Source organism: Streptomyces sp. STAM6 (assembly GCF_054963715.1).
Genome location: NZ_JBUEFZ010000021.1, coordinates 1 through 21,636 on the forward strand (window position 1 = coordinate 1; position 21,636 = coordinate 21,636).

Genomic DNA, 21,636 nt, shown 5'->3' on the forward strand with positions numbered 1-21,636 from the left:
CACGACGGGGTCGTCGCCGCCCGGTTCCGCGGCCCGCAGCTCCTCGGCGCCCGCCCCGCGGAGCACGGTCTGCCGGGCGCCGAGAGCGGTGAGGACGGCGTCGGGCACGGCCTCGGGGTCGTCCACCGGGGCGAGTTCGGCGAGCCACACACCGTCCGGCCAGCCGCCGTCCGGCCCCTCGGCGGCGCACGCGGCGGCCCGCTCGGCCGCCTCCTGCGAGAGTCGGGTCTTGCCGGCCCCGCCCGGACCGAGGAGGGTGACGAGCCGTGCGGCCCGGAGGTCCTGAAGGATCACTCGGATGTCCTCCTCCCGCCCCACGAAGCTCGTCAGCCGCGCCCGCAGGTTGCCCTGCCGTGCCCGCCGCACGGGGGGCTCCTGGGCGGGGCCGTTCTCGGCGGGGCGGCTGTCGCCGGCGCCGGGCGCGGGTGAGAGCAGTTCCGCGTGCAGGGCGCGCAGTTCGGGCCCCGGGTCCGTGCCCAGGCGGGCGGCCAGGTCACGGCGCACCTCCCCGTAGGCCGCGAGCGCCTCGGCGGCGCGGCCCGTGGCGCGCAGGGCGCGGATCCTCAGCGCCTGGAGCGGCTCGTCGAGCGGCGACTCGTCGCACAGGGCGGCCAGTTCGGGCAGCGCCTCCGCCGGGCGGCCGAGGGCGAGGAGCGCGGCCAGCCGGGAGCGGCGGGCGTCACGGCGCCGGGCCTCCCAGCGGGCCGCCTCGGCCGTGCGGTCCGGCAGGTCGGCCAGGACCGGGCCGCGCCACAGCGCGAGCGCTTCGTCCAGGAGTGCCACCGCTCCGGCCGGGTCGGCGGCCTCCAGCGCCCCGGTGCCCGCCGTCACCAGCCGCTCGAAGCGGTGGAGGTCGATGTCGTCCGCCGCGGCGCCGAGCCGGTAGCCGCCGTCGGCCGAGATCACCGCGTCGGGGCCGAGCAGCCGCCGTACCCGGCCGACCAGGGCCTGCAGGGCGGCCGGCGCGTCGGCGGGCGGTTCACCGTTCCAGACCTCCTCGATCAGCACCCCCACCGGGACGCTCCGTCCCGGGCGCAGCGCCAGCACGGCGAGCAGGGCGCGCAGCCGGGCCCCGCCGAGTGTGACGGGCGCCCCGGCGGCCGGGGTGTCCCCGGGCGTGTCGGAGCCGCGGGCGGGGCGGACCTGGGTGGGGCCGAGTACGGATATCTGCACGGGCCCATTCTCCGTGACGGCGCGCCGCCCGCCGGAACTCACCCGGCGGCTCCGGCCGTTCCCCCGGCGTCCGCTACGGTCGTCCGCACAGTCCCCGATTCCAGGAGCGCCGACCATGGTCACCGCCACCTCCCGCCACAGCGACCGGAGGATCAGTCCCGTCTTCCTCGGGATCGCCGCCGTCATGGTGGTCACCGGATGGGCGGTGTGGACCGGCTTCTCGGCCAACCTCGGGCTGGCCGTGTTCCTCTTCGTGACGTCCGCCTGGATCGTCTCGCTCTGCCTGCACGAGTACGCGCACGCGCGCACCGCGCTGCACGGCGGCGACATCTCGATCGGCGCGAAGGGCTATCTGACCCTCAACCCGCTGAAGTACACCCACCCGCTGCTGAGCATCGTCCTGCCGGTCGTGTTCGTGATCATGGGTGGTATCGGTCTGCCGGGCGGTGCCGTCTTCATCGAGCACCACCGCGTCCACGGCCGCTGGAAGCACAGCCTGATCTCCGCCGCGGGCCCGCTGGCGAACGTGCTGTTCGTGCTCGTGCTGGCCGCGCCGTTCTGGCTGGGCCTCCTCGACGGGGTGCCGGTCGCGTTCCGGTTCGCGCTGGCGTTCCTGGTGCTGCTGGAGGTGTCGGCCGTGATCCTGAACTTCCTGCCGGTCCCCGGCCTGGACGGCTACGGCGTGATCGAGCCCTGGCTGCCGTACCGGATCCGCCGGCAGGTGGAGCCGTTCGCCCAGTTCGGGCTGATCGCGGTGTTCGTGCTGCTTTTCGTCCCCGAGGTGAACAACGCGTTCTTCGGGCTGGTCGACGGGGTGCTGGGCGCGCTGGGCGTCAGCGAGGTGGAGACCTACTGCGGCCGGGACCTCTTCAGCAGCCTGTGGCAGGAACAGTCCGGGCTCTGCGAGAGCCTGGTCAGCGAGTGACGGTGGTCGTGTCCGCCCGGTGACGGCGGTGGTAGTACCAGGCCATGTTGGACGAGACGCCGGCCAGCAGCACCCACACGATGCCGAGCCAGGTGCCCTGGAAGAAGGAGACCACCGCCGCGGCGACGGCGAGGACGCAGACGACGAGGGCGTACAGAGCGAGGCGGGGCATGGGGGTCGGCTCCTGTCCGGGTACGGCGGTACGTGCCCGTCCAGTGTCCCCCATGCCCCGGTATCATCCGGACGCGGCTCGGTCGAGCCCGTGATCGTGCGGCGTGGGCGGGCTGTGCGGGCTCGGGCGTGTGCCCGTACTCGTGCTCGTACCGCGCCCGTGATCGTGCTCGTGCGTGCGCCGGAAAGACGGTGGGCGGTCAGACGTCGGTCACGCGCAGGCCGGCGTGCGCCTTGTAGCGGCGGTTGACGGAGATCAGGTTGGCGACCAGCGACTCGACCTGGTGCGCGTTCCGCAGCCGGCCGGCGAACACACCCCGCATGCCGGGGATGCGGGCCGCCAGCGCCTGCACGATGTCGGTGTCGGCGCGCGCCTCGCCCAGCACCATCACGTCCGTGTCGATCTCCTCGATCGTCTCGTCCTGGAGCAGCACGGCCGACAGGTGGTGGAAGGCGGCCGTCACCCGGGACTCCGGCAGCAGGGCGGCGGCCTGCTCGGCGGCGCTGCCCTCCTCCGGCTTGAGGGCGTACGCGCCCTTCTTGTCGAAGCCGAGCGGGTTCACGCAGTCGACGACCAGTTTGCCCGCGAGCTCCTCCCGGAGCGCTTCGAGGGTCTTGGCGTGCCCGTCCCACGGCACGGCCACGATCACGATGTCGCTGCGGCGCGCGCACTCCGTGTTGTCGGCGCCCTCGACGCCCAGGCCGAGCTCGGCGGCCGCCGCCTCGGCGCGTTCCGCGGCCCGCGACCCGATGATCACCTTCTGGCCCGCCTTGGCGAGCCGGTGGGCGAGGCCGCGGCCCTGGTCCCCGGTGCCGCCCAGGACGCCGACGACCAGGCCGGACACGTCGGGCAGGTCCCAGGGATCCTTCGCGGCCTTGGGGGCGGGCTTGTCAGCGCTGTCGGAAGTAGTCATGGGCCCGACATTACGCGCCGGCCCGCCGTCCGGGTGACGCCCGGGCGAACGCCTGCGCGGGACACGGCGCGCGGGGCAGGATGCTGCGCCATGGATGCGGTACGTGTCGCCCTGCTGCGTGAAGTCCTGGCCGGAACGGAGTGGCCCGCGGCGGCCCGCCGGTTCGCCGGTGCGCTGCGGTCGTCCGTGGTACCCCGGGGCGGCGGACTGCTGCTCGTCGGGACGACCGAGTACGAGCCGTGGCACCTGGCCGCGCACCTCGTCGACGAGGCCGCCTGGTCCGGGCAGCCCGAACTGGCGCCCACCCTGGTAAGGCACCGGGTGCGGCCCGACGACCCCGCGCACCTGTCCGTCGGCGTCGGCCGGCTGGAGACGGCGGGCCGTGGCTCCACCCTGCTGGTCGTGGCCCCGAGGCGGCCGGACGCAGGCCTGCTGGAGCGGGTGCACGACGCGCGGCGCGCCGGAGCGACCGTGCTGTCGCTGGACGGCGGGGACCGCGAGGTGCACGGTCTCGCTCACGAGGCGCTGACCGTGACGGCGTCCGAGGACGTCGACCTCGATACCGTGCAGCACCTGGTGAGCGCGGCGGCCGGCGAGAACGGCCTGCCCACGGTGCCCCCCGCGAGGCGCCGCTTCCGCGACCGGCTGTCGCGCCTCGCCGACCGTCTCACGTCACCCCCGCCGGAGCGCTGGTGAGCGCGCGGCGTGGACGACCCCCGCACCCGCGCGGCCCCGCCCCCGCCGGGGGAGGGGTGCCTCCGGCAGCAGGCGCCCCGGCTGTGCGTCAGGGTGTGTCCAGGTTTCCCCGGTCGGGGTCCTTGTCGTGCCACTTGGGGTCGGTGTCCCATTCCAGGTTCCGCTCCTGGGCGGTCTCCATGGCGTGCGCGGCCTCCTCACGGGTGCCGTAGGGGCCGAAGCGGTTCTTGGCCGGGCACTCGGGACCCTCCTCGACCTTCTTGTGCTGCAGGCAGTAGTACCACTCGCCCGGCTTTCCGGCCGTGCGCCTCTTGAACAGGGCCATCGTCGGCTCCTTCCTCTGTCGCCATGTTGCCCCGGCCTCGCTGGTTAGACTCGCTGACATGTCTGGCCAGTCGCTGCTCGTACCCGGGGAACTCTCCCCCATCCGCTCCGTTCCCGGTTCCATCCGCCGTCCCGAATACGTCGGGAAGCCCGCGCCGAAGCCGTACACCGGCCCGGAGGTGCAGGATTCCGACACCATCGAGCGGATGCGCATCGCGGGTCGCATCGCCGCACGGGCGATGGAGGAGGCCGCCAAGCTGATCGCGCCGGGCGTGACCACGGACGAACTGGACCGCGTGGCGCACGAGTACATGTGCGACCACGGCGCCTACCCGTCGACGCTCGGGTACCGGGGCTTCCCGAAGTCACTGTGCTCCTCGGTCAACGAGGTGATCTGCCACGGCATCCCCGACTCCACCGTGCTGCGCGACGGCGACATCGTGAACCTGGACGTCACCGCGTACATCAACGGCGTGCACGGCGACAACAACGCGACCTACCTGTGCGGTGACGTCGACGAGGAGTCGCGCCTGCTGGTGGAGCGGACCCGGGAGTCGCTGAACCGGGCGATCAAGGCGGTCAAGCCCGGGCGCCAGATCAACATCATCGGGCGGGTCATCGAGTCGTACGCCAAGCGGTTCGGCTACGGGGTCGTCAGGGACTTCACGGGCCACGGGATCAATTCGTCGTTCCACTCCGGGCTGATCGTTCCGCACTACGACAGCCCGCACGCGACCACGGTGATCCAGCCGGGGATGACGTTCACGATCGAGCCCATGCTGACGCTGGGGACGCACGAGTACGACATGTGGGACGACGGCTGGACCGTGGTGACGAAGGACCGTAAGCGGACCGCGCAGTTCGAGCACACCCTGGTCGTGACGGAGACCGGGGCGGAAATCCTTACGTTGCCCTGAGGTGCCGAACGGGTACTGTTTTACCGACAGGTCGTCGGGAACCAGGTGACTTAGGTAAGCCTAAGCAGAAGGATCTCGCTGGTTCCCGTCCCCATCGGTCCCTGGAGGCCCGCCTTGGACACGCCGCCGTTCTCGACCCTGATCCGTGTCGCGTCGCACGAGCAGCACACCGAGGCGGAGACCTCGACGTTCATGAGCGATCTCCTGGGCGGCCGACTGGGCGTCGAGGCGTACACGCGCTACACGGAGCAGCTGTGGTTCGTGTACCGGGCGCTGGAGAGCGGGGCGGGCTCGCTCGGGGACGATCCGGTCGCCGGGCCGTTCATCCAGCCCGAGCTGTTCCGCACGGCGGAGCTGGAGCGCGATCTGGCACATCTGAGGGGACCTGACTGGCGGACCGCACTGGCGCCGCTGCCGGCCACGGCCGCCTATGCGGCCCGGGTCGAGGAGTGCACCCGCGAGTGGCCCGCGGGCTATGTGGCCCATCACTACACGCGCTACCTGGGCGACCTCTCCGGCGGACAGATCATCCGGGACAAGGCCGAGCGCACCTGGGGCTTCGCCCGCAAGGGTGATGGTGTCCGGTTCTACGTGTTCGAGCAGATCCCGAATCCGGCCGCGTTCAAGCGCGGCTACCGCGAACTCCTCGACCGGGTCAACGCGGACGATCTGGAGAAACAGCGGATCGTCGACGAGTGCAAGCGCGCCTTCGCGTTCAACGGCGCGGTCTTCCGTGAGCTGGGCGAGGAGTTCCCGCTCAGCGCCTAGCCTCGTACATCGGGCCCTCGGCGTGCCGGACCCGGCCGCCGAGCTCGATGAAGCCGTCCGGGCCGGGTGCCGTCAGCAGCTGTGACCCCCGGCCCTGGGTGATGTTCAGGGCGCGGCCGAGCCGGGCGGTGAGGAGAAGGGCCGCGGCGCCGGTCGCCTCGTCCTCCTCGATGCCGTCGCCGCGTCCGGGGAACGCCCGTGCGCGGACGCGGCCGGCCGCCTCGTCCTCCCAGGCCCAGGCGTAGACCCACTCTCCGGGCGGCGGCACGTCCAGCGCCTCGACCTCGGCGGCGGTGGCGTACTGGCGCAGGGTCCTGGGCGTCGCCCACTCGGCGCGAGCGGTGATCCAGGTGAACTCCCCGTCCTGCCGCACCCACACCTCTCCGGTGGGCGGGTTGACCACTTCCAGGTCGAGCAGCCAGGCGGCGCCGACGAGGGGGTGGCCGGCGAACGGCAGCCGCAGACCCGGGGTGTAGATGTCGACGACACCGCGCTCGGGGTCGTCGACGAACACGGTCTCGCTGTAGCCCAGCTGCTTCGCGAGCGCCTGGCGGGACGCCTCGTCGGGGCAGACGCGCCCGTCGCGTACGACTCCCAGGAGGTTGCCGTGCCGGCCATCGCCTCCGCAGAAGACGGCAAGAACGTCATAAGCACTGTTCACCCGGGCATTGAAGCACGCGGGGCCGTGTCGTCGGGTCGGCGATACGGCCCCGGTCCCGCGGATCGCGGGGCGGGCCGCGAGCGGCTGGACGGCGGACTGCCGGAGGCCCCGCCGGACGACACCGGCGAGGCCCTGGGCCTCAAGCCGTCACGGCTGACCCTCACCATCGGTTTCGGCCCGTCCCTGTTCGACGGCCGGTTCGGCCTCGCGGACGAGCGCCCGGCGGCACTGGTGGACCTGCCGCCGTTCCCGGGCGACAACCTCGACCGCTCCCGCAGCGGCGGCGACCTGTGCGTCCAGGCCTGCGCGGACGACCCGCAGGTCGCGGTGCACGCCGTCCGCAACCTGGCGCGCATCGGCTTCGGCAAGGTCGCCGTCCGCTGGTCGCAGCTCGGCTTCGGCAAGACGTCCTCGACGACGCCCGAGGCGCAGACCCCGCGCAATCCGTTCGGCGTCAAGGACGGCACCCGGAACATCTCGGGCACCGACGGCACCGCGCTCGACAAGCACGTCTGGGTCGCGCCCAAGGACGGTCCGGAATGGCTCGCGGGCGGCTCCTCCCTGGTGGCCCGGCCCATCGCTGTTGAAGGGTGTGTTCGACTTCCAGCCCGACCCGACCGTCCTCCGGGTCACGGTGTGGGCGCTCTGTCTGGTCCCGACGCTCACGCTCTTCCTGACCCCGGTAGGGTTCGGACGGTCAGTGGGGGTCGAGGAGCAGAAGGCAACCGATGAGAAGGCTGGGTCGGGCGGCGGCGACGCTCGCGACGGTGACGGGGCTGGCGCTGACGGCGAGCGGATGCGTGACGGTGCACGGCGAGCTGGAGGTCGTCCCGGCGGCGACGGCGTCCGAGGCTGAGCAGGCGCTGAAGGATTTCACCGACGCGTACAACAAGGCCGACAAGGCCTACGACCCGGCCCTCGACGCGGGCCGGGTCACCGGCGCGCTCGGCGCGATCAACCAGGCCGGGCTGAAGGCGCGCAACGTCAACAACCCCGAGGGCAACCGGAACCACCAGCCGCTGCGGCTGACGGACGCGTCGTTCACGATCCCGAAGAAGGCGGGCTGGCCGCGCTGGTTCGTCGCGGACGCCGACTCCAACCGGGACGGCGACCGCGCCGGTGACGACACCCGCTGGCTGCTGGTCTTCGTGCGCAACAGCGCCGACCAGCTGTGGGAGGTCGCCTATCTGACGATCCTCGCGCCGACCGAGGTGCCGAAGTTCAAGAAGGACCAGGACGGATGGGCGGAGCCCGCGGAGCCGGACTCGGCGTCGCTCGCGGTCGCGCCGAAGAACCTGAGCGAGGAGTACGCCTCGTACCTGCAGTCGGGCAGGCCCGCGCACTTCGCGCCGGGCGCGCACACCTCGCAGTGGCGGGACGAGCGGGCGAAGCTCCGCCTGCGGCCGGGGCTGTCGACGCAGTTCGTCGACCAGGCGCTGGACACCGGTGACTTCGCGCCGCTGGGGCTGATGACCGAGGACGGCGGGGCGCTGGTCTTCTTCGCGACCCGCTTCTACGACCGGCAGACGGCCGCGAAGGGCTACCGCCCGAAGGTCAGCGACGATGTGCGGGCGCTGATGACCGGCCAGGTGAAGAACACGCTCACCAAGGAGTGGGTCTCCAGCCAGGCGGTCCGGGTCAAGCCGGCCGGCGCGGCGGCGAACCAGGTGACGATACTGGGCCGCCTCCAGGGCGTGACCTCCGCCACGGGTTCCTGACGGACGGGTCCCCGGCCCGACGCCGGGGGGGGCGGACGATGTGCGGCCGCGCGCACCCCGCAGGGCGTGAGGGTGAGCCGAAGTGGGATCCCCCGGGCCGCAGGGGCAGCGCGGGTGTCCTGGAGAGCGCGCCGAGGCCCCGAGGGGCGAGGGATCGCGCAGGGTCGACCGTCGACGCGTGCGACAGGCGCCCCCCGGAGGCGGACCGGGGCCCGGGAAATCAGCGACTCAGCGGCCAGGCGACGGAATGCCTGCCGTCGTGGTCGTCGTCGAGCTGGTCGGCGTGGCGGGCGCAGGCGTCCGTGAGCGTCTCCAGCAGGGTCAGCGGGTCCGGGAGCGGGTGCTCGGGGCCACGGACCCACTCCACGCCGAGGTCACCGGGGAGCCGGGCGGGCGGCACGAGGACGTACGAGCCGCGGCAGTGCCAGCGCAGGCCGGGGTGCTCGTCCATGGTCTCGGGATGGCAGTCGAGCTCGCACGGCCACCACTCGTCCTCGTCCTCGGGGGTGCCGCGGGTTGCGGTGAAGAAGAGCATCCGGCCGTCGCCGGACTCGGCGACCGGCCCGACGTCGACACCGTCGGCCAGCAGCCGCTCCAACGCGGCGCGACCGGCGTCCAGCGGAACGTCCAGGACGTCGTGGACCATGCCGGTCGCGGTGATGAAGTTGGCCTGCGGCTGACCGGTCGCCCAGCGCTCGATCTGGGCCCGGTCGGTGGTCGACTGGGTCTGCCAGGCGAAGGAGACGGGATGGCGGGCCGGGGTGGGGCAGCCGATGCGCTCGCAGGAACATCGGTAGCCGACGGGGTACGCGGCGGGGGCGAGGGGCAGTCCCACGGCGGCGGTGGCCAGGAGCAGATCCTCACGGGTCGGGGCGTCGGCGGCGGATTTCTTCGGGCGCCGGCGCAGCCACTGCGCGAGTTTGCTCTCCGTGCCGCGGTAGCGGCCGATACCGTCGCCCATCTATCCCCTCACACCCCTGCCAAGCCCTGCGGTCCCTGCCATGGTCCCACCATCCTGCGCCTCGGGTGACCGGAGTCCCCAACCGGGGTGTGCTTTGTCGGACGCGATGGGCTGGTTTGTCAGGATTCGTCACCGTGCGTGGCGTGGGCGATGCCATGGAGGGCGTACTCGACGAGCCGGTCCGCGTAGGCGTGGGTGAGCGGCAGGGTGCGCAGCAGCCAGCGGTGGGCGAGCGGGCCGACGAAGAGTTCCAGGGCGATGCGCGGATCGATGTCGGGGCGGACGTCGCCGGCGTCCTGGGCGCTGCGCAGCCGGCGCACGTACAGCTGGAGCTGCGGTTCGAGGAGCTTCTCGACGAACTGGGCGCCGAGCTCGGGGTTGACCACCCCCTCGGCGGCGAGCGCCCGCGAGGGGGCGTCGTACTTGGGGTCGTTCATCTCGTCGACGGTGGCGCGCAGGACGTACTTGAGGTCGGCCGCCAGGTCGCCGGTGTCCGGGATCTCGGACTCGGCGTCGCCGCCGAGGGCCTCGTTGGCCTGTTCGCCGAGGTCGACGAAGGCCTCCAGGAGAACGGCCGCCTTGGACGGCCACCAGCGGTAGATCGTCTGCTTGCCGACACCGGCGCGGGCGGCGATGCCCTCGATGGTGGTCTTCGCGTAGCCGACCTCGCCGACGAGGGCGAGGGCGGCGTCGTAGATCGCGCGACGGGAGCGGTCGCTGCGGCGCGCGGAGTCGGGAGCCTTGGTGTCTGCCATGACCCCAATCTACCAGCGCGCGAGGCGAGACGTATCGTCTCTTGACAAGACGAGACGTCTCGTCCACTCTTGAGTACGTCAGCGAGACGGACGAACGAAAGGGAGCACCCCCATGACCCGTGGTGGAGCAGGCAACATGCTCGGCGTCGGCGGCACCCGCAGGAAGCTCTCCCGCAAGGCGATGCGCGGGAGCGGCGGCGGCGGGGTCGGCCGGGGCATCGATCCGGCCGCACAGAAGCGGGAGTTGCTGCGGAAGCTACAGGAGGGGCGTACGGCACACCGCGCTTCGTGAGCGCGGCTGTGAACCACCCGTACGGTCCACAGCCGGGAAGGGTCCTCTCGGCGGACGATGGCTGTGTGCACGCACACACGGTGCACCCGCCGTCCGGGAGGAGCCTTCATTGCCTCGTGACGCAACACCCCGCCGCTATCTGATGTGCCCACCCACGCACTTCAGGGTGACGTACTCCATCAACCCGTGGATGGACCCGGCGAAACCGGTCGACCTGCCGCTCGCCCTCACCCAGTGGGAAGGCCTCCGCGACCGCTACCGCTCCCTCGGCCACACCGTGGAGCTGCTGGAGCCCCGCGCCGATCTGCCCGACATGGTCTTCGCCGGCAACGGCGCGACCGTCGTCAACGGGCAGGTGCTCGGCGCCCGGTTCGCCCATGCCGAGCGGGCCGCCGAATCGTATGTGCACCGCGACTGGTTCGTGACGCACGGCTTCACCGACGTCCACGAGCCGGACCACATCAACGAGGGCGAGGGCGACTTCGCCGTCACCGCGTCCTGCCTGCTGGCCGGGCGCGGCTTCGGCTGCAGCACCCTGTCCCACAGCGAGGCGCAGGAGTTCTTCGGCCGCCCGGTGATCGGGCTCGACCTGGTGGACCCGCGCTTCCACCACCTCGACACGGCGCTGTGCGTCCTGGACGGCGCGGCCGACGAGATCATGTACTACCCCGGCGCGTTCTCCCCCGGCAGCCGGGCCGTGCTCGCCCAGCTTTTCCCCGACGCGCTGCTCGCCGACGAGGAGGACGCCGCGGCGCTCGGCCTGAACGCCGTGAGCGACGGCCTGCACGTCCTGCTCCCCCAGGCCGCGGTGGGTCTCTTCCGGCCCCTGCGGGAGCGCGGGTTCGAGCCCATCGGGATGGACGTGGGCGAACTGCTCAAGGGCGGCGGCGGTGTGAAGTGCTGCACGCAGGAGGTGCGCCCGGCCGCCTAGGGGGTGTTGCGAAAGTGGCGTCGTCCGCCCGGAGGGCCGGCCGGACGGGACTTCCGAAACACGCCCCAGGGAGGTCTCAGCGCGGCGGCCAGGCGTCGCCCCAGGCCGCGTCGCGCGCCGCCTTGTAGAGGGAGCCGTGCCGCTTCGTCACCGTGTCGCGGCGCAGCCCCTCCCCTTCGGTGCACAGGTCCAGCAGGACCTGGCCCTTGCGGATCTGCGGCTTGCGCGTCACCCGCGCCGGGACGGGTAGCACCGGGAACCGGGTCGCCGCGACGTAGCTGAACTTCTCGTCCTCGTACGCCAGTGAGCCGCCCTTCACCTGGCGGTGGATCGAGGAGCGGCTGACGCGCGCCGAGAAGTGGCACCAGTCGGTGCCCGGCTCGATGGGGCAGGCCCGGCTGTGCGGACAGGGGGCCGCGACGCTCAGGCCGGCCTCGACCAGCCGGTCGCGGGCGGCGAGCACGCGCTCGTACCCGTCCGGGGTGCCGGGCTCGACGATCACCACGGCCTGCGCCGCGCGGGCGGCCTCGTCGACGACCGCCGCCCGGTCCCGCTCGGTGAGTTCCTTGAGGACGTAGGACACGGTGACGAGGCCGGTGCTGTCGACCCGCAGCGCCCCGCTGATCCGGGAGCGCCGCCACTCGGCCCGCTCCAGGCCCGGTACGCCGGAGGCGGCCGCGAGTTCGCGGCCCAGCGCGAGCGCCGGTTCGGCCCAGTCCAGCACCGTCGTGCGCGGCGCCGACTCCCAGGCCTCGGCGACCGCCCAGGTCGCCGCGCCCGTCCCGCCGCCGATGTCGGTGTGCGTGTCCGGCACCCATGCGGGTGCGGCGTCCCTCAGCGCGTCCAGCGCGGCCCGTACCGCCTCGAAGGTCGCCGGCATCCGGTACGCGGCGTAGGCGACGACGTCGGACCGGTCGCGCAGCACCGGGGCGTCGGTGGGGGTGGTGCCGCGGTAGCTGGCGATGAGCCGCTCGACCGCCTGGGCGGCGCGGGTCGGCGGCAGCCCGTCGAGCAGCCCGGCGAGGGCGTCGCGCAGGGCTTCCGAGAGGAGGAGGGAGGCGTTCACCGATCCATCGTAGGCGGCGGGTCGCGCCCGCCCGGCGCCCTGCTCGGCGCCGTCCGCGGCACCGGGCGGGCGCGCGGGCGCGGCGGGACGCGGAAGTCCTTTGACGGGCACGGCAGTTGCTAGTCTGGCGGCCGTTGATCCGGGTGTGGCCGTGCTCACGGGGGGACCATGAGACAGAGGATCGTGCGCATGGCCCTGGTCGTGGGAGTGGCCGTCCTGGCGCTGCTGATCCTGCTGGCCACCTGTGGCAAGGCACCGGAAGACCCCGGGCGCGGCAAGGGCGCCGGACCGAAGAGACCGGTAGGCGCGAGCGCCGGCCCGGCGACCCGGCTGACCGTCCCGGCGGTGTACGACACGGGCCGCGGCTGGGAGCTGCCCGACGTCTCGGCCGGGTACGCCGTGGCCCCGGCGGCCGGTCTGGTCGCCTATCTGGAGGACGCGGGCGCCGGACGGTACCGGCTGCGCACCCTCGCCACCGCGACCGGCCGACCGGGCTGGGCCGGCCGGCCGTGGCGCCCGCTCGGCGGCCCCGGCACCTCGCCCCGGCTGCTGTCGCTCACCAAGGACGGCCGGCAGTACTTCGTGACCTGGTCGCACGGACGCGCGGGCGACGATCCGGCGACGGCGGCGGGCAGCTTCGTCTCACTCGACGTGTACGACGCGGCCGACGGCGACCGGCGGCGTGTGGAGGTCCCCTGGCCGGACGCCCCCATAGTGACGGCCACCGGGCCGGGGGTGCTGATCAGCGACGGCAAGGCACACAGTGCGGTCGTCACGCCCGACACGGGTGAGGTGACCGTGGTGCCGCCCGGCCGGCTGGGCCACCCCCGGGGGTGTGCGGACTGCCGGCGGCTGACCGAGGTGCGCGGGGTCACCGCGCACGGCCTGCTGGTCAGCGGTGTGCGGGGCTTCTGGGTCCGCGGTGGGTGGTTCAGCCGCGACCGGGCACCGGCCGGAGCCGATCCGGCCGGCGGGGTGCCGACCGCGCTGGCGCCCGGCCGTGTGCTCGCCCGCTGGCAGGCCGGGAAGGGCACGCCGAGGGCGGCGACGCACGACATCTGGGCCGTGCACGACACGGAGTCCGGCAGGCCGCTGGTGAAGACGGAGTGCCGCAAGCCGGCGATCGCACCCGGCGAGCACCCGGGGGCCGTGACCTCCCCGGACGGCCGGTACCTGATCGCCGGGAACCTCGCCTTCGACCTGGAGGACCGGACCGGTCACTGCTACGAGAAGGCCGACGGGACCGATCCACTGGTGCTGGCGACGGTCACGGACGAAGGCGTGGTCTACGGCGCCCGGAGCGCGCGCGGCGCGGCCCACGCCCTGGCCGGCGGGGGCAGTCCGGTCCGGGTGGACCTCGCGACCGGGCGGCCCGAGCCGCTGCCGGCGAACGTGCGGCTGCCGGTCGCGGAGGCGGGCGGTGTGGGCGTGTTCCGCTGGACCGATCCGGAGGACCGTCTGCACCTCGTCGGCTACCGCAGACGCTGATCCCCGCCGGGGGCCGGCTCAGGCAGCCCGGGGACCGGCGTCGACGCGGCGGCCGCGCGTGCCGGGGCTCGCGAGCCCCGGCAGGGTCCGCGGGAAACGCCTAGCGCTTCCGCCAGGGGCGGCACAGCCCGAGGAAGCAGGCGAGGGCACCGGCGCCGCACACCAGCTGGACCACGGCCATCGGTACGGCCGTCGCCTCCCCCGCGATGCCGACGAGCGGCGAGGCGACCGCGCCGACCAGGAACGAGGACGTGCCGAGCAGCGCGGAGGCGGAGCCGGCGGCGTGCGGGGTGCGCATCAGGGCCTGCGCGTTGGTGTTGGGCATGGCGAGACCCATGGCCGACATCAGCACGAACAGCCCGGCGGCGACGGGCGCCAGGCCGACCTCGCCGAGGACGCCGCTCGTCATCAGCAGCAGCGCCAGCGCGGCCAGGGTGATGAGGACCAGGCCGGCGCCGAGGACCTTGTCGAGGCTGACCCGGCCGACGAGGACCTTGCCGTTGATCTGTCCCACGGCGACCAGCCCGACCGAGTTGAGTCCGAAGAGCAGGCTGAAGTTCTGCGGGGAGGCGCCGTAGATCTCCTGGACCACGAACGGGGACGCGGAGATGTAGGCGAACAGGGCGGCGAAGGCGAGCCCGCCCGCCAGCACGTAGCCGGTGAAGACCCGGTCGGCGAGCAGGCCGCGCATGGTGCGCAGTGCCTCGCCGACACCGCCGCCGTGCCGACGCTCGGGCGGCAGGGTCTCCCCCAGCCACTTCCACACGACGAGGGTGAGCAGCACGCCGACGGCGGTGAGGACGTGGAAGACCCCGCGCCAGTCGGTGATCCGCAGGACCTGGCCGCCGATCAGCGGGGCGATGATGGGGGCGGCGCCGGAGATCAGCATGAGGGTGGAGAAGAACCTGGCCATCTCCACGCCGTCGTACAGATCGCGGACGACGGCGCGGGCGATCACGATGCCGGCGGCGCCGGCGAGCCCCTGGAGCAGCCGGAAGGCGATGAGCAGCTCGGCGCTGGGGGCGAGGGCGCAGACCGCGGTGGCGGCGACGTACACGATCATGCCGATGAGCAGCGGGCGGCGGCGCCCCCACTTGTCGCTCATGGGACCGACGACCAGCTGCCCGAGGGCCATGCCGGCGAGGCATGCGGTGAGGGTGAGCTGGACGGTGGCGGCGGGTGAGCCCAGGGAGCGGGTGACCTCCGGGAGGGCCGGGAGGTACATGTCCATGGACAGCGGAGGCAGCGCGGTGAGGCCGCCGAGCACGAGCGTGACCAGCAGTCCGGCGCGGCGCGCGGGAACCGGTGGTGCGGCGCCGGTGCGGCCGGTCGGTATGTGCCCTTGGGTGTCCGCGCCGCTCTCCGGCATCTCATCTCCTGTTCCGAGGCTCGCCCCATGCTCTCAGCCCGGCGGCTTTGGTTGAAACCTCAAGGGCTCGGTTCTTCATCACACCGGACGCAGCCCCGGATCACCCGCCTCGGTCACGAACGAGGCCGCCGTCGTGACCTGCGCGCCGGGAGTCGTGACGGCGGCCAGGGTCCGGTAGTCGGCGCGGGCCCGCTCGGCGCTCAGGGTGAGCCGCAGATAGCCGCGCCGACCGTTGTAGAACTTCAGATGGGGGTTGGCCCTGGTGAGGTTGTCCCAGTTGGCCGGTCGGTCGGCGCCGTCCTTGCCGCTGCTGATGGAGGTGGCGACGAATTCGGTGCCGATGGTGCGGGAGGCGGGGTCGTCGAAGTCGGCCTTCAGGTCGAAGGCGTACCCCACGTGGACGTCGCCGGTCAGCACCACCAGGTTCTGGACGCCCGCGGCCGCGGCGCCGTCGAGGACGCGCTTGCGGGCGGCGGGGTAGCCGTCCCAGGCGTCCATGGAGAGCTTGAAGTCCGGGGTGGGGACGTTGCGCCGCCTGGCGAAGGTGACCTGCTGGGGTACGACGTTCCACACGGCGCGTGAGGCGCGCCAGCCGTCGAGGAGCCAGCGCTCCTGCTCGGCGCCGGTCATGGTGCGGGTGGGGTCCTCGGACTCGGGGCCGGGGGTCTGCCAGCCGTCGCCGTAGGCCTGGTCGGAGCGGTACTGGCGGGTGTCGAGGATGTCGAACTGCGCGAGCCGGCCGAAGTGCAGCCGCCGGTAGAGCCGCATGTCCGGCCCCTGGGGCCGCTGTGGTGCGCGCAGCGGCTGGTTCTCCCAGTACGCTCGGTAGGCGGCGGCCCGGCGCAGCAGGAACTCCTCGGGCGGCACGTCGTTCTCGGGGGTGCCGCCCGCGTAGTTGTTCTCCGTCTCGTGGTCGTCCCAGGTGACCACGAACGGGTGGGCGGCGTGTGCGGCCGCGAGGTCGGGGTCCGTCTTGTACAGCGCGTACCGCAGCCGGTAGTCCTCCAGCGTGATCGTCTCGCGGTCGAAGTGGGCGGGCAGGCGGCGGTCGGTGTAGTTCCGCGCCCCGCCGGTGGCGTTGACGGCGTACTCGTACAGGTAGTCGCCGAGGTGGACGACGACGTCCAGGTCCTCCTCCGCGAGGTGCCGGTACGCGGTGAAGTACCCGTCGTGGTAGGCCTGGCAGGAGACGGCGGCGAGCTTCATCCCGCCGGCGCGGGACCCGGGCCGGGGTGCGGTCCTGGTGCGGCCGGCCGGGCTGATCCAGGTGCCGGTGCGGAACCGGTAGTAGTAGACGCGGCCGGGGTCCAGGCCGGTCACGTCGACGTGGACGCTGTGGTGGAGCTCGGGGTGGGCGGTGGCGCGGCCGCGTCTGGCGACGCGGGTGAACCGGGCGTCGTGGGCGATTTCCCAGCGGACCTGGACGCGCGCGCCCGGCAGGCCCCCGTCGGGCTCGTACGGGCGGGGCGCGAGGCGGGTCCACAGCAGGACGGAGCCGGGGAGGGGGTCGCCGGACGCCACGCCGAGGGTGAACGGGTCCTCCGTGATCGCTCGGCCGTCGAGTTCCGCGGCGTGGGCGGTGCCCGGCAGGTGGACGGTGAACGCGAGGGCGGCGGCGGCCCCGGTGACGCCGAGGAAGCCCCGGCGGCCGACGTGGCGTGCGGCTGCTCGGAGTTCGGGATCGTGCCGGGTGGTGCCGCGGGCCTGCCGGGCGCTCGGCCGGTGTGCGTACGTCATGTACCCCTCCCCTGACGACAGCTGTCACCGCCATTGCAGTAGCAGCCGCTGACGAGTACACAACATCCACATGTCGGCCATATGAGGTCCGAGTGCCGGACCCTCCCGTACGCTCCGGCCCATGAACGCTGAGCGGAAGATCGCTGTCGTCACCGGAGCCGGCTCGGGCATCGGCCGGAGCGTGGCCCTGGCCCTGGCGGACGACGGCTGGACCCTCACGCTGGCCGGCCGGCGCGCCGAGCCGCTGGAGGAGACGGCGTCCCTGACGCCACGGGGCGCCCTGTGCGTGCCCACCGACGTCACCTCCCCCGACGCGGTGACGGCGCTCTTCGCGGCCGTTGACGACCGGTACGGCCGGGTGGACCTGCTCTTCAACAACGCGGGCAGCTTCGCGGGCGGAGGTACGCCGACCGAGGACCTCACCCCCGAAACCTGGCGGGCGGTCGTCGACGTCAATCTCACCGGCGCGTTCCTCTGCGCCCAGGCGGCGTTCCGACGGATGAAGGAGCAGTCCCCGCAGGGCGGGCGGATCATCAACAACGGCTCCATCTCGGCCCATGTGCCGCGCCCGCACTCGGTGGCGTACACGGCGACCAAGCACGCGATGACGGGTCTGACGAAGTCGCTGTCCCTGGACGGCCGCCCCTACCGCATCGCCTGCGGCCAGATCGACATCGGCAACGCGGCGACGGACATGACGGCGCGCATGCAGACGGGCGTCCCTCAGGCGAACGGACAGCTGGCGGCCGAGCCGGTGATGGACGCGGCGGACGTCGCACGGACGGTCGCCCACATGGCGGCGCTGCCCCTGGAGGCGAACGTGCAGTTCGCGACGGTGATGGCGACGACCATGCCCTACATCGGCCGCGGCTAGGGCGTGTTGCGGAAGTGGCGTCGTCCGCCCGGAGGGCGGGGCCGGGGGCGTCCGGTGCGTGCGAGCGCAAGACGGAGGGTGGGGGTACCTCCCGCGCCGCCAGGCGCAGGGGGAGAGAGCGCGGCGGGCTGCGCCGACGACCCACAACGCCGCGAGCGAGCGTGCCGGACGCCCCCGGCCAACCGGAACTCCCGAAACACGCCCCGGGGAGCGGTCCGCCGAGGCGTCGTCCGCCCGCCGGGAGACGGGACGTCCCGGACACGCCCCGGGATCCCTCGGCCGCGGCGCGGCCGAACGGCTAGGCCTGGCCGGTCTCGAACCGGCTGATCCTGCCGTCCTCGACGGTGAACCGCCAGGCGGTGCGCATCTCGCCCCAGGTGTCGTTGTGGTAGCGGGCCACGAGCGAACGACCGCCGTCCTTCTCCGACTCGATCTCCATGTGCCCGCGGGAGGAGAAGATCTCCTTGTCCGTCCACTCGCGCACATCGCGGTCGGAGCCGTCGTCGGACATGGTGGCGCCGGGGGTCAGGGCGTCGAAGAACGCCGACGGGTCATTGGCGTTGAGCGCCGTGACGAAGGCACGCACGGCGGGGTCGGTGAGGCGGTCCACGGGGATGGTCATCAGGTCTCCTCGGGTCACGGGGACGGGTCGGGCGTCCCACCCGTACACCCGCCGGGCCCGCTCCCCGTGGACCTTGGTCCACCCGTGGCGCGTCAGCCCTTCGCGTCGGCGACGTGCGTGAACCAGGAGGCGGTCTCCTCCGCGCCGAGCACCCGCTCCAGGACGAGGTCACCGGCCATACCGGGGAAGAACCGCCCCGACGGCCAGCCGCGCTGGTACGGCGGCGGGTCGAGGACCAGCAGCCGGACGTCTCCGACCACGGGGATGTCGGAGGGCGTGCCCTCGTTCCAGATCCAGCCGCCGTCCGGGCCGACCAGGTTGAACGAGCCGACCGTCTCCACCTGCCCGGGGGCGTCGCGGCACACCGCGACCTCCTGCGCGGAAGGCGCCCGGCCCGGGACGTGCAGGCCGCCGATGAGCGCACCGGCCAGCAGGGTGTGCAGCTGGAAGTTGTCGCCGATGCCCGACATCCGCATCGCGTACCCGGTGCCGGTCTCCCGGTGCAGCACGACCAGCGGCTCGTCGTCGAGCACGCGCAGCGCGTACACCAGGCACTTGAAGTCGCGGCCGGACACGTCCCGGACACGTTCGGCGAGAGCCAGCAGCTCGTCCTTGCCGGACAGCCGACGGCGTACGTCCGGCGAGTTGAGCATGGCCAGGGCGGCCATCTCCCACTGCGGCAGCGACCACCAGCCCATCGCGGCGTCGAAGCCGGTCCGGTCGACGATCCCGTCGGTGAGTTCGTCGTCGTCGGGGTCGGGAAGCTCCCCGCCGCCGGAGGCCGCCCACCGCTCGCAGAACGCCCCGGCCGCCTCCAGCGCCTCCCGTACACCGCCGAACACACCCGGCGCGCAGGCCACGGGGTCCGCCCCGCGCTCCACGCACGCACCGGTCATCACGGCCACCACCGCCCGCGGCCCGTGGGGCACTTCGGCGATGAGCCCGGCCAACCGGGGCCCCGCGGTGCGGAATTCACGCACGCCGGCCTGCCCGTACTCCTGGTGCAGCCGCGCGAAGGCCTGCTCGGACCCTTCGGGATCGCGGGCGCGTACGGCGGTCTCGAAAGCCTCGACGGCCCCGAGAAAACCGCCCTGTTCGAATATCATCCGCGCACCTTACATGGCAGGCTCACCACCATGGACGCCACCTGGGACAGCATCGAACGACTCCACGCCTGGCTCGAATCCGCGACCGTCCGCACCCCCGAACAGAACGTGTTGCTGCGGACGCTGAAACTGTCGGAAGAGGTCGGCGAGGCGGCCCAGGCCGTCATCGGCGCGACCGGCCAGAACCCCCGCAAGGGCGTCTCACACACCTGGCAGGACGTGGAGTCGGAACTCTGCGACGTGATCGTCACGGCGATGGTCGCCCTGCGCACCCTGAACCCGAGCCCGGGCCCTGTCTTCGCGACGCACCTGGAGCGTGTCGTGCGGCGCTCGGTGGAGGGCTAGCGGGCTTCTTTCGGCGGGTCCTCTGATGCACAGGTCATTCCGTGGGACCCGTGCGAAATCGACGCCGCCACAATTCCGTGAGATGTACGGAAAATATGGTGGGAGCCGGGTCATTCGCCGTACTGTCGCCGCGTGACAAAGACTCGAGTCGCCCTATTCATGGCGTCGTCTCTGGCTGTTGCATTTGCCCTGTTCCAGGTATTCGAACTGCTGAAGAGAATCGCCGAGTACCACCTTCTGCTGGGTTACGCAGCGGCACTGGTCGCCCTGGAAACAGCGCACCGAGCCGTCCATCACAGGCCCACCTGGGCCACGCGCATGTTCGCCCCGCTCCTACTCGTCCCTCCCTACTTGTTCCACCGCTCAGGGGTGCGCTCCAGCGAGCCGGCCAACGGATGGTTCTATCTTCTCGGCCTGGTGGCGATGTTCGTGATCGTGCACGTGTACCGCTTCCTCTGGCGCGTGGATGTCAGCGTGGAGCAGGAACGGGTCGATGAGCGCGCCGCTCGGATGGTCGAGGCGGTCATCGAGCGGCCCCGCGGGCGGGAGACGCAGCGGTACGCGCTGTATCTGCGCCCGTTCGACAGCACGGGACAGCTCCTGTCCCAGCAGGAAGTCCGCCCGTCGGGAGTGCTCCCCTTCATCGACGTGGAACTTCAGCTTCGCAGGGCCCTCAAACGGCGTCTTCCGTTCATCACCCTGGGCCGCCCCGGCGAGATGTACGGGGCGGCGCGCGTCCTGACCTCCGAGGAGAACTGGTGGGACACCTTCAAGGAGCTTGCCGCGCGGGCCCGTCTGATCCTGATCCTTCCGTCGGACCGGGACGGCACCTTCCGGGAGATGAAGCACCTTCGGCAGGAGCAACTGCTCGGGAAAGTGATTCTGTACATGCCGGAGACTCCGGAACCGGGCGGGATCGTGATCCACGAAGGCCCCAAGAGGCCGTTCGTCAACTCACGCGGTCGTGTCCGCCCACGCCTCGCCTTCCGGAAGGAGTGGGCGAGCGCCGCGGACCGACTCCGACCCGTCGGGATCGAGCTGCCCCCGTACGACGAGCGCGGGGCGCTCTTCACCCTCGGCCCGGACGGCACGGTGGAGCATCTGTTCCCCCTGCACCTCTCCGTCCACCTCAATCGGCCACGGCGGCTCCGCAAGGGCATCAAGGTCCTGCAGGGGAAAATGCTGCGTCCCGAAGGCCCCTATCCCTCCGCCGCCGGACGGTAGACGCACACGTTCGTGCCCGTACCGCTCGTGACCGTGGAGACCAGGCGCAGGGGGTGCTTCGCGCCACCGGCGGGGAAGATCGTCTTGCCGCCGCCCAGGATCACCGGCATGACCATCAGGCGGAGTTCGCCGACCAGGCCCTCGTGCAGGAGGGTGCGCGCGAGTGCGGGGCTGCCCATGACGAGGAGGTCCCGGCCCTCGGTCTCGCGCAGCTTCCGGATGTGGGCGAGGGCCTCGTCGCCCGGGATGAGGGTGGTGTTGTTCCAGGTCAGCTCGGAGTCGGCGAGCGTGGACGACACGACGTACTTCGGGATGGCGTTCATCCGGTCGGCGAACGGGTCGCCGGCCCGATCGGGCCATGCCCCGGCCATCGCCTTCCAGGTGCGGCGCCCGAACAGCAGGGCGTCGGCCCCGGCCAGCGCCTCGTCGAAGGCGCCGCCGACCACCTCGTCGAAGAACGGGTGCGTCCAGCCGCCGTGGGCGAAGCCCCCGTCGGTGTCCTCCTCGGGGCCGCCGGGCGCCTGCACGACGCCGTCGAGGCTGATGAACTCAACTATGGTGATGCGCATGGGGGTCACTCCTGTTGCTCGCGGGGAACG

At 72.6% G+C, this 21,636-nt stretch carries 24 protein-coding genes and 2 pseudogenes; 13 read left to right on the forward strand and 13 right to left on the reverse strand.

Going from position 1 to position 21,636, the window contains the following annotated elements; all coding sequences use genetic code 11:
* Window positions 1–1,173, reverse strand: a 1,173-nt coding sequence (locus ACY34K_RS22410) for an AfsR/SARP family transcriptional regulator (RefSeq protein WP_462749828.1), incomplete at its 3' end; no start/stop codon positions are given.
* A gap of 115 nt (window positions 1,174–1,288) precedes the next feature.
* Here ACY34K_RS22410 and ACY34K_RS22415 point away from each other — a divergent pair.
* Entirely contained in the window at window positions 1,289–2,098 is an 810-nt protein-coding gene (locus ACY34K_RS22415) for a site-2 protease family protein (protein ID WP_462749830.1), read from the forward strand.
* On the opposite strand, the gene ACY34K_RS22420 is transcribed toward ACY34K_RS22415, so the two are convergent.
* Both ACY34K_RS22420 and npdG read right to left on the reverse strand, forming a co-directional pair.
* On the reverse strand, window positions 2,088–2,324 hold the full coding sequence (locus ACY34K_RS22420) for a hypothetical protein (RefSeq protein ID WP_462749833.1): 237 nt from the start codon (window positions 2,322–2,324) through the stop codon (window positions 2,088–2,090). The genes ACY34K_RS22415 and ACY34K_RS22420 overlap by 11 nt on opposite strands.
* A gap of 145 nt (window positions 2,325–2,469) precedes the next feature.
* The gene (gene npdG, locus ACY34K_RS22425; RefSeq protein ID WP_462749835.1) at window positions 2,470–3,183 is read right to left on the reverse strand and encodes an NADPH-dependent F420 reductase; all 714 of its coding nucleotides are present in this window, start codon (window positions 3,181–3,183) and stop codon (window positions 2,470–2,472) included.
* Between the two features lie 90 nt (window positions 3,184–3,273).
* On the opposite strand from npdG, the gene ACY34K_RS22430 reads away from it, so the two are divergent.
* The gene (locus ACY34K_RS22430; protein WP_462749838.1) at window positions 3,274–3,879 is read left to right on the forward strand and encodes a hypothetical protein; all 606 of its coding nucleotides are present in this window, start codon (window positions 3,274–3,276) and stop codon (window positions 3,877–3,879) included.
* A gap of 88 nt (window positions 3,880–3,967) precedes the next feature.
* Here the strand turns inward: ACY34K_RS22430 and ACY34K_RS22435 are convergent, their stop codons facing one another.
* Complete coding sequence (locus ACY34K_RS22435; RefSeq protein WP_462749841.1) at window positions 3,968–4,204, reverse strand: hypothetical protein; 237 nt, start codon at window positions 4,202–4,204, stop codon at window positions 3,968–3,970.
* A 58-nt stretch (window positions 4,205–4,262) separates the two neighbouring features.
* Here ACY34K_RS22435 and map point away from each other — a divergent pair, with 58 nt between their 5' ends.
* Both map and ACY34K_RS22445 read left to right on the forward strand, forming a co-directional pair.
* Complete coding sequence (gene map, locus ACY34K_RS22440) at window positions 4,263–5,120, forward strand: type I methionyl aminopeptidase (RefSeq protein WP_462749843.1); 858 nt, start codon at window positions 4,263–4,265, stop codon at window positions 5,118–5,120.
* A gap of 114 nt (window positions 5,121–5,234) precedes the next feature.
* Window positions 5,235–5,888 carry a biliverdin-producing heme oxygenase gene (locus ACY34K_RS22445; RefSeq protein WP_462749846.1) on the forward strand — a complete coding sequence of 218 codons (654 nt, stop codon included), beginning with the start codon at window positions 5,235–5,237 and terminating at the stop codon, window positions 5,886–5,888.
* Here ACY34K_RS22445 and ACY34K_RS22450 read toward each other — a convergent pair.
* Window positions 5,878–6,549, reverse strand: coding sequence for a PhzF family phenazine biosynthesis protein (locus tag ACY34K_RS22450; RefSeq protein ID WP_462749849.1), 672 nt, complete (start codon window positions 6,547–6,549; stop codon window positions 5,878–5,880). The two genes, ACY34K_RS22445 and ACY34K_RS22450, sit on opposite strands and share 11 nt — an antisense overlap.
* 90 nt (window positions 6,550–6,639) lie before the next feature.
* Between ACY34K_RS22450 and ACY34K_RS22455 the strand changes: the two are divergent.
* From ACY34K_RS22455 to ACY34K_RS22465, 3 genes and pseudogenes are all read left to right on the forward strand, one after another.
* Window positions 6,640–7,128, forward strand: a pseudogene (locus ACY34K_RS22455) (Dyp-type peroxidase); the annotation flags it as partial.
* Window positions 7,127–7,390, forward strand: a pseudogene (locus ACY34K_RS22460) (iron transporter); the annotation flags it as partial. The pseudogenes ACY34K_RS22455 and ACY34K_RS22460, both read left to right, overlap by 2 nt.
* Complete coding sequence (locus ACY34K_RS22465) at window positions 7,278–8,267, forward strand: SCO2278 family lipoprotein (protein ID WP_462749852.1); 990 nt, start codon at window positions 7,278–7,280, stop codon at window positions 8,265–8,267. The pseudogene ACY34K_RS22460 and the gene ACY34K_RS22465, both read left to right, overlap by 113 nt.
* Window positions 8,268–8,487: 220 nt before the next feature.
* Here ACY34K_RS22465 and ACY34K_RS22470 read toward each other — a convergent pair whose 3' ends face one another.
* Together ACY34K_RS22470 and ACY34K_RS22475 are read right to left on the reverse strand one after the other, a co-directional pair.
* A complete protein-coding gene (locus ACY34K_RS22470) occupies window positions 8,488–9,228 on the reverse strand; it encodes a bifunctional DNA primase/polymerase (RefSeq protein ID WP_462749855.1) in 741 nt (246 codons plus the stop codon).
* Window positions 9,229–9,347: 119 nt separating this feature from the next.
* Window positions 9,348–9,983 (reverse strand): TetR/AcrR family transcriptional regulator, encoded by a 636-nt coding sequence (locus ACY34K_RS22475; protein WP_462749858.1) that lies wholly within the window; start codon window positions 9,981–9,983, stop codon window positions 9,348–9,350.
* Window positions 9,984–10,119: 136 nt separating this feature from the next.
* Between ACY34K_RS22475 and ACY34K_RS22480 the strand changes: the two genes are divergently transcribed.
* Together ACY34K_RS22480 and ddaH are read left to right on the forward strand one after the other, a co-directional pair.
* Entirely contained in the window at window positions 10,120–10,275 is a 156-nt protein-coding gene (locus tag ACY34K_RS22480; protein WP_462750083.1) for a DUF6243 family protein, read from the forward strand.
* 109 nt (window positions 10,276–10,384) lie between these two features.
* Window positions 10,385–11,206, forward strand: coding sequence for a dimethylargininase (ddaH, locus tag ACY34K_RS22485; protein ID WP_462749861.1), 822 nt, complete (start codon window positions 10,385–10,387; stop codon window positions 11,204–11,206).
* A gap of 76 nt (window positions 11,207–11,282) precedes the next feature.
* Here the strand turns inward: ddaH and ACY34K_RS22490 are convergent, their stop codons facing one another.
* Window positions 11,283–12,272 carry a small ribosomal subunit Rsm22 family protein gene (locus ACY34K_RS22490; RefSeq protein ID WP_462749863.1) on the reverse strand — a complete coding sequence of 330 codons (990 nt, stop codon included), beginning with the start codon at window positions 12,270–12,272 and terminating at the stop codon, window positions 11,283–11,285.
* A gap of 168 nt (window positions 12,273–12,440) precedes the next feature.
* On the opposite strand from ACY34K_RS22490, the gene ACY34K_RS22495 reads away from it, so the two are divergent.
* Window positions 12,441–13,760: a hypothetical protein gene (locus tag ACY34K_RS22495; protein ID WP_462749865.1), complete on the forward strand. Its 1,320-nt coding sequence runs from the start codon at window positions 12,441–12,443 to the stop codon at window positions 13,758–13,760.
* Between the two features lie 100 nt (window positions 13,761–13,860).
* Here ACY34K_RS22495 and ACY34K_RS22500 read toward each other — a convergent pair whose 3' ends face one another.
* Together ACY34K_RS22500 and ACY34K_RS22505 are read right to left on the reverse strand one after the other, a co-directional pair.
* On the reverse strand, window positions 13,861–15,129 hold the full coding sequence (locus tag ACY34K_RS22500; RefSeq protein ID WP_462749868.1) for a Bcr/CflA family multidrug efflux MFS transporter: 1,269 nt from the start codon (window positions 15,127–15,129) through the stop codon (window positions 13,861–13,863).
* A 78-nt stretch (window positions 15,130–15,207) separates the two neighbouring features.
* On the reverse strand, window positions 15,208–16,866 hold the full coding sequence (locus tag ACY34K_RS22505) for an alkaline phosphatase D family protein (RefSeq protein ID WP_462749871.1): 1,659 nt from the start codon (window positions 16,864–16,866) through the stop codon (window positions 15,208–15,210).
* A 121-nt stretch (window positions 16,867–16,987) separates the two neighbouring features.
* Between ACY34K_RS22505 and ACY34K_RS22510 the strand changes: the two genes are divergently transcribed.
* On the forward strand, window positions 16,988–17,740 hold the full coding sequence (locus ACY34K_RS22510) for an SDR family oxidoreductase (protein WP_462749874.1): 753 nt from the start codon (window positions 16,988–16,990) through the stop codon (window positions 17,738–17,740).
* Between the two features lie 298 nt (window positions 17,741–18,038).
* On the opposite strand, the gene ACY34K_RS22515 is transcribed toward ACY34K_RS22510, so the two are convergent.
* The gene (locus ACY34K_RS22515) at window positions 18,039–18,362 is read right to left on the reverse strand and encodes a nuclear transport factor 2 family protein (protein WP_462749877.1); all 324 of its coding nucleotides are present in this window, start codon (window positions 18,360–18,362) and stop codon (window positions 18,039–18,041) included.
* Window positions 18,363–18,454: 92 nt separating this feature from the next.
* A complete protein-coding gene (locus ACY34K_RS22520) occupies window positions 18,455–19,468 on the reverse strand; it encodes a hypothetical protein (protein WP_462749880.1) in 1,014 nt (337 codons plus the stop codon).
* 30 nt (window positions 19,469–19,498) lie between these two features.
* Between ACY34K_RS22520 and ACY34K_RS22525 the strand changes: the two genes are divergently transcribed.
* Both ACY34K_RS22525 and ACY34K_RS22530 read left to right on the forward strand, forming a co-directional pair.
* Window positions 19,499–19,813 (forward strand): MazG-like family protein, encoded by a 315-nt coding sequence (locus ACY34K_RS22525; protein WP_462749883.1) that lies wholly within the window; start codon window positions 19,499–19,501, stop codon window positions 19,811–19,813.
* Window positions 19,814–19,945: 132 nt separating this feature from the next.
* A complete protein-coding gene (locus ACY34K_RS22530) occupies window positions 19,946–21,037 on the forward strand; it encodes a hypothetical protein (protein ID WP_462749886.1) in 1,092 nt (363 codons plus the stop codon).
* On the opposite strand, the gene ACY34K_RS22535 is transcribed toward ACY34K_RS22530, so the two are convergent.
* Window positions 21,013–21,606 (reverse strand): dihydrofolate reductase family protein, encoded by a 594-nt coding sequence (locus ACY34K_RS22535; RefSeq protein ID WP_462749889.1) that lies wholly within the window; start codon window positions 21,604–21,606, stop codon window positions 21,013–21,015. The genes ACY34K_RS22530 and ACY34K_RS22535 overlap by 25 nt on opposite strands.
* Between the last annotated feature and the right edge of the window lie 30 nt (window positions 21,607–21,636).